Annotated in this window: 6 protein-coding genes; 4 read left to right on the top strand and 2 right to left on the bottom strand. The window is 64.4% G+C overall.

Annotated elements, in window-relative coordinates:
- Positions 1-306 precede the first annotated feature (306 nt).
- A complete protein-coding gene (locus ACM6IK_RS12360) occupies positions 307-1,485 on the bottom strand; it encodes a trans-sulfuration enzyme family protein (protein WP_414874554.1) in 1,179 nt (392 codons plus the stop codon).
- On the bottom strand, positions 1,482-2,858 hold the full coding sequence (locus ACM6IK_RS12355; protein WP_414874553.1) for a pyridoxal-phosphate dependent enzyme: 1,377 nt from the start codon (positions 2,856-2,858) through the stop codon (positions 1,482-1,484). The genes ACM6IK_RS12360 and ACM6IK_RS12355 overlap by 4 nt, the downstream gene beginning before the upstream one ends.
- Positions 2,859-3,132: 274 nt before the next feature.
- Here ACM6IK_RS12355 and ACM6IK_RS12350 point away from each other — a divergent pair, with 274 nt between their 5' ends.
- Genes ACM6IK_RS12350 through argE form a run of 4 tightly spaced genes read left to right on the top strand, consistent with a single transcriptional unit; the run spans position 3,133 to position 6,751 of the window.
- Complete coding sequence (locus tag ACM6IK_RS12350; protein WP_414874552.1) at positions 3,133-4,494, top strand: flavin-containing monooxygenase; 1,362 nt, start codon at positions 3,133-3,135, stop codon at positions 4,492-4,494.
- Positions 4,494-4,904 carry a RidA family protein gene (locus ACM6IK_RS12345; protein ID WP_003201555.1) on the top strand — a complete coding sequence of 137 codons (411 nt, stop codon included), beginning with the start codon at positions 4,494-4,496 and terminating at the stop codon, positions 4,902-4,904. The genes ACM6IK_RS12350 and ACM6IK_RS12345 overlap by 1 nt, the downstream gene beginning before the upstream one ends.
- A 10-nt stretch (positions 4,905-4,914) precedes the next feature.
- Complete coding sequence (locus ACM6IK_RS12340) at positions 4,915-5,589, top strand: DUF1028 domain-containing protein (RefSeq protein ID WP_414874551.1); 675 nt, start codon at positions 4,915-4,917, stop codon at positions 5,587-5,589.
- Positions 5,582-6,751: an acetylornithine deacetylase gene (gene argE / locus ACM6IK_RS12335; protein ID WP_414874550.1), complete on the top strand. Its 1,170-nt coding sequence runs from the start codon at positions 5,582-5,584 to the stop codon at positions 6,749-6,751. Before ACM6IK_RS12340 ends, argE begins: the two co-directional genes overlap by 8 nt.
- The last annotated feature ends 4 nt before the right edge of the window (positions 6,752-6,755 follow it).

Below are 6,755 nucleotides of genomic sequence, written 5' to 3'. Positions count from 1 at the left end.
GGGGGGCTCTGGTGAACAGCCAATTTTTGCATGACAGAAATTCAAAAGTGTGGGAGCGAGCCTGCTCGCGATTGCGGAGTGTCAGTCAGCATCAATATCGACTGATCCACCGCTTTCGCGAGCAAGCTCGCTCCCACAGGGGGGCTCTGGTGAACAGCCAATTTTTGCATGACAGAAATTCAAAAGTGTGGGAGCGGGCTTGCTCGCGATAACGGCGTGTCATTCAGCATCAGTATCGACTGATCCACCGCTATCGCGAGCAGGCTCGCTCCCACAGGTTTTGCGGTGTCCCACAACTCAGGTGAATTACATCCGCGCCAACGCCTGCGCCAAATCAGCCCGCAAGTCCTCGACATCCTCAACCCCCACCGACAACCGCACCAACCCGTCGCCGATCCCCAGTTCCGCACGGGTATCGGGCGGGATGGTGGCGTGGGTCATGATCGCCGGGTGTTCGATCAGGCTTTCCACGCCGCCCAGGCTCTCGGCCAGGGCGAAGATCTGCACGCTCTCAAGGAAGCGTTTGGCGCCGGCCAGGTCGCTGTTGAGGTCGAGGGCAATCATCCCGCCGAAACCGCGCATTTGCCGTTGGGCCAGTTCGTGTTGCGGGTGTGACGGCAGGCCGGGGTAATAGACCCGTGAGACTTGCGGCTGGCGTTCCAGCCACTGCGCCAGCTCCAGTGCGTTGCTGCAATGGCGCTCCATGCGCAGGGCCAGGGTCTTCACCCCGCGCAGGGTGAGGAAGGCGTCGAACGGGCCGGCGATGGCGCCGACGGCGTTTTGCAGGAAGCCCAGGCGCTCGGCCAGTTCGGCGTTCTGCCCGACCACGGCGATGCCGCCGATCACGTCGGAGTGGCCGTTGAGGTATTTGGTGGTCGAGTGCAGCACGATGTCGAAACCCAGCTCCAGCGGGCGCTGGATCCACGGGCTGGCGAAGGTGTTGTCGGCCACGCAGATGATGCCGCGCGCGCGGCAGGTGCGGGCGATGGCGGCCAGGTCAGTGAGGCGCAGCAGCGGATTGCTCGGGGTCTCGACCATGACCATCCGGGTGTCGTCTTGCAGGGAGGCCTCGAACGCCGCCAGGTCGGTCAGGTCGACGAAGCTGAAGCGGTGCCCGGCGCTGCGCTGGCGCACCTTGTCGAACAGGCGGAAGGTGCCGCCGTACAGATCGTTACCCGAGACGATGTGCGATCCGGCGTCGAGCAGCTCCAGCACCGTGGAAATGCTCGCCAGCCCCGAGGCGAAGGCAAAGCCCCGGGTGCCGCCTTCGAGGTCGGCCACGCAGCGCTCCAGGGCCCAGCGCGTCGGGTTGTGCGAACGCCCGTAGTCCAGGCCTTTGTGCACCCCGGGGCTCTGTTGCAGGTAGGTGGAGTTGGCGTAGATCGGCGGCATCAGCGCCCCGGTCGAAGGGTCCGGCGCTTGCCCGGCGTGGATCACCCGGGTGGCGAAGCCCTGTGGCGGGGCGTTTTTATCCTGTTGACTCATGGCAGGGATCTCCGCAGGTGATTGAGCATGTCGGTTCGGGTAATCAGGCCGTGGAAGCCCGAGGCGTCCTGGATGATCGCCACCAGCCCACGGCCCAGCTCTGCCTCCAGTTCAGCCAGCGTGGCGTCGGGGGACAGGGTTTGCAGTTTGTCGGTCATGGCGCTGGAGACGGCCTTGCGAAAGTGCGCAACGTCTTCGTGCACGCCCAGCAGGATGTCGGACTCGTCGATCACGCCGACCAGTTGTTTGCCGTTCACCAGCACCGGCAGTTGCGACACATCCGCCAGGCGCATGCGTTGAAAAGCCGTCAGTAGCGTGTCATCCGGGCCGACGCTGATCACCCGGCCGTCCTCGAAGCGCCGCGCGATCAAGTCGCGCAAGTTGCCGTAGTGCTTGCGTTGCAGCAGGCCCTGATCGTTCATCCACTGGTCGTTGTAGACCTTCGACAAATAACGCGTACCGGTGTCGCAGACGAAGCTGACCACCCGTTTCGGCTGGGTCTGTTCGCGGCAGTAACGCAGGGCGGCGGCCAGCAAGGTGCCGGTCGACGAGCCGCCGAGAATGCCTTCGGCGCGCAGCAACTGGCGGGCGTGGTCGAAGCTTTCTTCGTCGCTGATCGAATAGGCGTGGCGCACGCTGGACAGGTCGGCAATCGACGGAATGAAGTCTTCGCCGATGCCTTCCACCGCCCAGGAACCGGGGGTGGGGAGGGTGCCATTGCGGCTGTACTCGGCCATCACCGAGCCGACCGGGTCGGCCAGGACCATTTCCAGGTCTGGCTGCACGCGTTTGAAGAAACGGGTCAGGCCGGTGAGGGTGCCGGCCGAGCCGACGCCGACGACGATGGCGTCCACATCGTGCTGGGTCTGCGCCCAGATCTCCGGCGCGGTGCTGCATTCGTGAGCCAGCGGGTTGGCGGGGTTGTTGAACTGGTCGGCGAAGAACGCATCGGGAATGTCCGCGGCCAGCCGCGCGGCGACGTCCTGGTAATACTCGGGATGGCCCTTGCCGACATCGGAACGGGTGATGTGCACCTCAGCGCCCATGGCCTTGAGGTGCAGGACCTTCTCGGTGGACATCTTGTCCGGCACCACCAGCACCACCCGGTAGCCCTTGGCGCGGCCGACCAGGGCCAGGCCCAGCCCGGTGTTGCCGGCGGTGGCTTCGACAATGGTGCCGCCGGGGCGCAGGCGACCATCGCGTTCGGCGACATCGATCATCGCCAGACCGATGCGGTCCTTGATCGAACCGCCGGGGTTCTGGGATTCGAGTTTGAGAAACAGCGTGCACGGGCCGGTATCGAAACGGCTGACGCGCACCAAAGGCGTGTTGCCAATCAGTTCGAGCACGGCAGGACGGGAATTGTCGGGCATGTCATCACTCCTTGCGTAAATCCGCACTGGATGGACAGCAATCCGCGCCGGGTCTTCGCGTCGGTCGCGGGCAATGCATCGCTTGGACCATAGGCCGGGATCGGGTCGACCGCAACCTTGCACAGCCAACCGGTCGCCTCGACGCTTTTTCCTCGCCAGCGACCACAAAAAACATAATTTCGCTATTTCCCGGCTCCGAACAGAATGCGGCCAACACCCTGACACCGATAGCCGCAGCAGAAGAACAACAGTGATCAGAATCGAGGCGGCAGCCATGACCGACCTGAATCAAACCACCTTTCAGAAGTGCACAGCCATGACAGTTGACAAGATCGAAATTGATACGCTTGTAGTTGGCGCCGGCCAGGCCGGCGTGGCCATGAGCGAACACCTGAGCAAGCTCGGTGTGCCGCACCTCGTTGTGGAGCGCAATCGTATCGCCGAAGCCTGGCGCACCGGCCGCTGGGATTCGCTGGTGGCCAACGGTCCGGCCTGGCACGACCGTTTTCCGGGGCTGGAATTCGACGGTCTGGACCCGGATGCCTTCGCCGGAAAAGAGCAGGTGGCCGAGTACTTCGAAGCCTACGCCCGCAAGTTCAATGCGCCGATCCGCACCGGCGTTGAAGTCAAGAAAGTCGAACGCAACGCCGACCGCCCGGGTTTCACCGTTGAAACTTCTGACGGTGTGATCGAGGCCAGGCATGTGGTGGTCGCCACCGGTCCGTTCCAGCGCCCGGCAATCCCGCCGATTGCTCCGCAAATCGCCGGCATCACCCAGATTCACTCCGCCCAATACTTCAATCCGCAGCAACTGGCCGAAGGCGCGGTGCTGGTGGTGGGCGCTGGCTCTTCGGGGGTGCAGATCGCCGATGAGCTGCAACGCTGCGGCAAACAGGTCTACCTGTCGGTCGGCGCCCACGACCGACCGCCGCGTGCCTATCGCAACCGTGATTTCTGCTGGTGGCTGGGGGTGCTCGGCGAGTGGGACGCCGAAGCCATGCAGCCGGGCAAGGAACACGTGACCATCGCCGTGAGCGGTGCCCGTGGCGGCCACACCGTGGACTTCCGCCGCCTGGCCCATCAGGGCATGACCCTGGTCGGCCTGACCCTGTCGTTCAACGGCGCTGTGGTGAGTTTCGAAGACAACCTCGCCGACAACATCCGGCGTGGCGATGAAAACTACCTGGCGCTGCTCGACAAGGCCGACGCCTACATCGAACGCAACGGTCTGGACCTGCCGCTGGAACCCGAAGCCCGGGCCATGCTGGCGGACCCGGATTGCGTGACGAATCCAATCCTGGAGCTGGACCTGCTCCAGGCCGGCGTCACTACGATCATCTGGGCCACCGGTTACTCCACCGATTACAGCTGGCTGAAGGTCGATGCCTTCAAGGAAAACGGCAAACCCCGGCACCAGCGCGGCGTATCGGCCGAGCCGGGGGTGTATTTCGTCGGGTTGCCGTGGCAGTCCCGTCGTGGCTCCGCGTTTATCTGGGGCGTTTGGCATGACGCCAAGCACATCGCCGATCACATCGTTAAACAGCACACCTATCTCAACTATCGGGATGCGACCCAGCGTCAGGCCGACGCCGCCCGTGCACCTCTACAGAAAGCCAGCCTCATGGGAGTTCGTTAATGCCTACTCATACCCGCATCCGCATGTTCAACACCAAGGACACCTACCCGAACCAGACGCTGGACAACGACCTGTGCCAGGCCGTGCGCGCTGGCAACACCGTGTATGTGCGTGGTCAGGTCGGCACCGATTTCAACGGTCAACTGGTAGGCCTCGGTGATCCGCGTGCCCAGGCCGAGCAGGCCATGCGCAACGTCAAGCAACTGCTCGAAGAGGCGGGCAGCGACCTGAGCCACATCGTCAAGACCACGACTTACCTGATCGACCCGCGCTACCGCGAGCCGGTGTACCAGGAGGTCGGCAAGTGGCTCAAGGGCGTGTTCCCGATTTCCACCGGCCTGGTGGTCAGCGCCCTCGGCCAGCCGCAGTGGCTGATGGAAATCGATGTGATCGCTGTCATCCCTGAATAAGGAATTGGCCATGACTTTTTCCATCGTGGGTCGCTGCGCCGAGACCGGTCAGCTGGGCATTGCCATCAGCTCTTCGAGCATTGCCGTCGGCGCGCGCTGCCCCTGGTTGCGGGCCGGGGTCGGCGCGGTGTCGAGCCAGAACATCACGCTGCCGGCCCTCGGCCCGCAGATCCTCGATGAACTGGCGGGCGGCACCGCGCCACCCCAGGCGCTGGACCATTCATTGACCCGCAATGGCTACAGCCAATACCGCCAGGTGGCGGTGGTCGATGCCCACGGGCGCACGGCGGTGTTCAGCGGCAACCATGCCCTGGGCATCAATAACGCTGTGGCCGGCGAGCAATGCGTGGCGGCCGGCAACCTGCTGGCCAACAGTGGGGTGATCGAGGCGATGGTCGCGGCGTTCGAAAACAGCGAAGGCTGCCTCGCCATCCGGCTGATGAACGCCTTGCAGGCCGGGCAGGATGCGGGCGGCGAAGCCGGCGCGGTGCACTCGGCGGCGTTGTCGGTGGTGGGTGACCTGACCTGGCCGATGGTCGACCTGCGGGTGGATTGGGCCGATGAAAACCCGATCGGCGAGCTAGGCAAACTGTGGACGGCCTACGAGCCGCAATTGCAGGACTACCTGACCCGCGCCCTCAATCCGACCCTGGCCCCCGCGTATGGAGTGCCCGGCGATGAGTGAGTTGCGCAGCCGCGCCATGCTCGCGCGACTGATCGGGTTCGCCACGGTCAGCCGCGATTCGAACCTTGCGCTGATCGAGTTCGTGCGCGACTACCTGCACGAACTGGGCGTGGATTGCGAACTGATCTACAACGCCGAGCGGACCAAGGCCAATCTGTTGGCCACGGTCGGCCCGCGTGTGGCCGGCGGCATCGTGCTGTCCGGGCACACCGACGTGGTGCCGGTGGATGGCCAGGCCTGGACGGTCGAACCGTTCTGCCTGAGCGAAGCGGACGGCAAGCTTTACGGCCGCGGCACGGCTGACATGAAAGGCTATCTGGCTTCGGTGCTGGCCGCTGTGCCGATGTTTCTGGCCAGCCCTTTGAAGCGCCCGGTGCACCTGGCGTTTTCCTATGACGAAGAGATCGGTTGCCTCGGCGTGCGCGGTTTGCTGGAAGTGTTGCCGCAACGGATCCCGGCACCGGCGCTGTGTCTGATCGGCGAGCCGACCGAGCTCAAGCCGGTGCTCGGCCACAAGGGCAAACTGGCGATGCGCTGTCATGTGCGCGGCGCCGCCTGTCATTCGGCCTACGCACCTTATGGGGTCAATGCCATCGAGCAGGCCGCGCGCCTGATCGGTCGGCTGGGCGACATCGGCGCCACCCTGGCCCGGCCGCCATTGCACGACAAACGCTTCGATCCGGCGTTCTCGACCGTGCAGGTCGGAGTGATCCAGGGCGGTACGGCGCTGAACATCGTGCCAGCGGACTGCCGTTTCGATTTCGAGATCCGCGCCTTGCCGGACTTCGCCCCGCAAGTGGTCGTCGATGAACTGCAGGACTACGCCGAGCAGACGTTGCTGCCGGCCATGCAGGCCGTGGACACCGATACCGGCATCCGCTTTGAAAAAATCTCGGCCTATCCGGGCCTGGCGACACCCACCGACAGCGCGGCGGCCCGGCTGATTGCCCGGCTATGCGGCAGTGACGAGTTCAGCACCGTGGCCTTTGGCACCGAAGGCGGGCTGTTCGATCAGGCCGGCATTCCTTCGGTGGTCTGCGGTCCCGGCAGCATGGACCAGGGACACAAGCCCGATGAATTTGTCCGCGTCGAACAGATGGCAGCCTGCGACCGCCTGATGGATCGCCTGGCGGCGTACTTGAGTGAATCCGAACACCCATGACAAC

Source organism: Pseudomonas sp. IT-196MI5 (assembly GCF_949767415.1).
GTDB lineage: Bacteria > Pseudomonadota > Gammaproteobacteria > Pseudomonadales > Pseudomonadaceae > Aquipseudomonas.
This window is presented reverse-complemented; position numbering and strand designations above follow the sequence as displayed.